Origin of the sequence: Paraburkholderia sp., from assembly GCF_035501035.1 — a bacterium.
Lineage (GTDB): Bacteria > Pseudomonadota > Gammaproteobacteria > Burkholderiales > Burkholderiaceae > Paraburkholderia.
This window is the reverse complement of record NZ_DATJWR010000192.1, coordinates 1-2,019: the sequence shown is the minus strand read 5'-3', so window position 1 is coordinate 2,019 and position 2,019 is coordinate 1. Positions and strand designations below refer to the sequence as shown.

General features: G+C 68.1%; 3 protein-coding genes and 2 pseudogenes. All 5 read right to left on the bottom strand.

Translation table 11 applies throughout. The features are described from left to right. A pseudogene (locus tag VMJ11_RS13520) lies at positions 1–112 on the bottom strand (TetR family transcriptional regulator); the annotation flags it as partial. 99 nt (positions 113–211) lie between these two features. Further along, a complete protein-coding gene (locus VMJ11_RS13515; RefSeq protein ID WP_325619903.1) occupies positions 212–493 on the bottom strand; it encodes a DMT family transporter in 282 nt (93 codons plus the stop codon). Continuing rightward, positions 490–1,185 carry a DMT family transporter gene (locus tag VMJ11_RS13510; protein ID WP_325619902.1) on the bottom strand — a complete coding sequence of 232 codons (696 nt, stop codon included), beginning with the start codon at positions 1,183–1,185 and terminating at the stop codon, positions 490–492. The genes VMJ11_RS13515 and VMJ11_RS13510 overlap by 4 nt, the downstream gene beginning before the upstream one ends. A 67-nt stretch (positions 1,186–1,252) precedes the next feature. Beyond that, on the bottom strand, positions 1,253–1,666 hold the full coding sequence (locus VMJ11_RS13505) for an AraC family transcriptional regulator (RefSeq protein WP_325619901.1): 414 nt from the start codon (positions 1,664–1,666) through the stop codon (positions 1,253–1,255). A gap of 85 nt (positions 1,667–1,751) precedes the next feature. Continuing rightward, positions 1,752–1,955: pseudogene (locus VMJ11_RS13500) on the bottom strand (AraC family ligand binding domain-containing protein); the annotation flags it as partial. Between the last annotated feature and the right edge of the window lie 64 nt (positions 1,956–2,019).

Below are 2,019 nucleotides of genomic sequence, written 5' to 3'. Positions count from 1 at the left end.
CGATCGCATCGACGCCCGTCGCGTGTATGCCGCCCGCGTAGATGAGCGCCTCAGCGGCGTCGAGCAGGCGCTCGCGTGCGTCGGGCTGGGGCGCTTCGGTGTTCGGGTTCATGGCGTTTATCGATCAGCAGTTTCACGGAGAACTTCGCGGAGAACATCAGGAGAATGATCGTTCTCGGAGCTCCCAATGTAGAACGATCATTCTCCGAAGTCAAGGCGCTTTGCTTTCATGCGCGCCGCACTTCCCGCTTCGCCGGCCGACAAACGACCGCCCCGAGACTGCGAACACGGCGGTGACGACCAGCGCGAGCCCCATCGCGCGCGTGGGGGTGAGCGGTTCGCCGAGCAGCAGCGTCGCGAGCACCACGCTCGAAACGGGCGCTACCGCCGTGAAAATCGCCGCCTCGCTGCCGGGCACGCGTGCGGCACCCGCGTACCAGAGCCAGAATCCAGCCACTGTCGGCACGAGCGCGTAATACGTCACGCCAATCATGGCGGGCACGGCACGGCAGGTGCCGCGCCGGACCAGCCGGGTAGCGCACAAACGCTGGAAACGATAAACCCCAGGCCCGTCATCGCCGCGGCTTGCGCAAGCGGCGGCCATGGCTTCGCAAGCCGCTTGTTTAGCAACACGAACAGACTTTCACAAACTACGGCGCCCAGGATCATCGCATCGCCCGAGAGCGAGCGCGTGCCGCTGTGAGGTCCGGCGGGCGCGAGCGTGACCATGGCGACGCCGAGGCTCGCGGTCGCGACCGACACGAGCGTGCTCGCGCGCAGCCGCTCGCCCAGAAGCAACGCGGCGGTCACCGCGCAAACGGCCGGCAGCGTGCCGAGGATGATGCCGGCGTCGCTCGCGGAAGTGCGCTGCGTGCCGGCGATCAGCAAGACCGTATAGCCGACGCTGCCGATCGCCGCCTGCGTGACGAGCAGCACCGCGTCGCGCAGGCCCGGACGCGGAAACGCCGCACCGGTGAAACGCATGAGGAGCAAGAAGACCGGCAACGCGATGGCAAAGCGCAGCGCCGTGGCGGGCAGCGGATCGAGCCCGGTTCCGATGGTCTTACTGGCAATGACCGTGCTGCCAACGGTGAGCATGGCGGCCGTCAATTGCAGATGCGCGACGGATCGGGTGGACAGGGTTGAGCGCCGCGCGCTTTCATGCGGCGGCAATCGTGTGGACATGGTGCGCTCCTCGTGGTGATACGCCTGTATAGGCCCACCTCGGAGCGCCGTCTTGGATGGATGTGCGTCAGCTCACGGGCTTCGCTTCGCGCGCGAGCCAGTAACGACCAGGCGAGACGCCGAACTGCCGCACGAAAGCGCGATTCAGGTGGCTCTGGTCGCAGAAGCCCGCCGCGAGCGCGGTTTGCGCCGGCGCGTGGCCTGCCTTGAGCAGGCGCCGCGCGAGCGCGACACGGCGATGCTGGATATAGCCATGCGGCGCGACGCCGAACTCACGCATGAAACCGCGGTGGAGCTGGAAGCGGCTCAGCCCCGCCGCATGGGCGAGCTCGGCGAGCGAGTACGGCTGGGCGGGATCGGCGTCGATCATGTCTCGCACGCGCGCGAGCGCCGTCGGCGAGCACTGCGCGAGCGCGCGCCGGTGGCCGAGGGCCTCGACGAGGCGGGTCACGACTTCGAGCGCCGCGCCGTCGAACCCCATGCGCGCCAGGTCGCCGCGCCGCGTCTTGATCCGTTAAATGGGCGAAGGCCGCATCGAACAAGGCACGCAAACGCGGTTCGCTGATGACGGGCGCATGAAGCGCGAAACGGTCGTCGTCGGCCTGCGTGATGTCGGTCTGCAGCGCGTCGATCCAGCGCGGCTCGAAATAAAGCATGCGCCAGGTGCACCCCGCGGCGTCGAGCGGCCGGCCATCATGCACCTCGCCGGGATTGACGAGGATGAGATCTCCGGGCACGGCCTCGACCTGGCCTGCGTCGCTCAGCGACACATGGCCGCCGCGATCGATCACGCCAATGCCGTACTGATCGTGCGTGTGGCGCCCGAACGAGCGC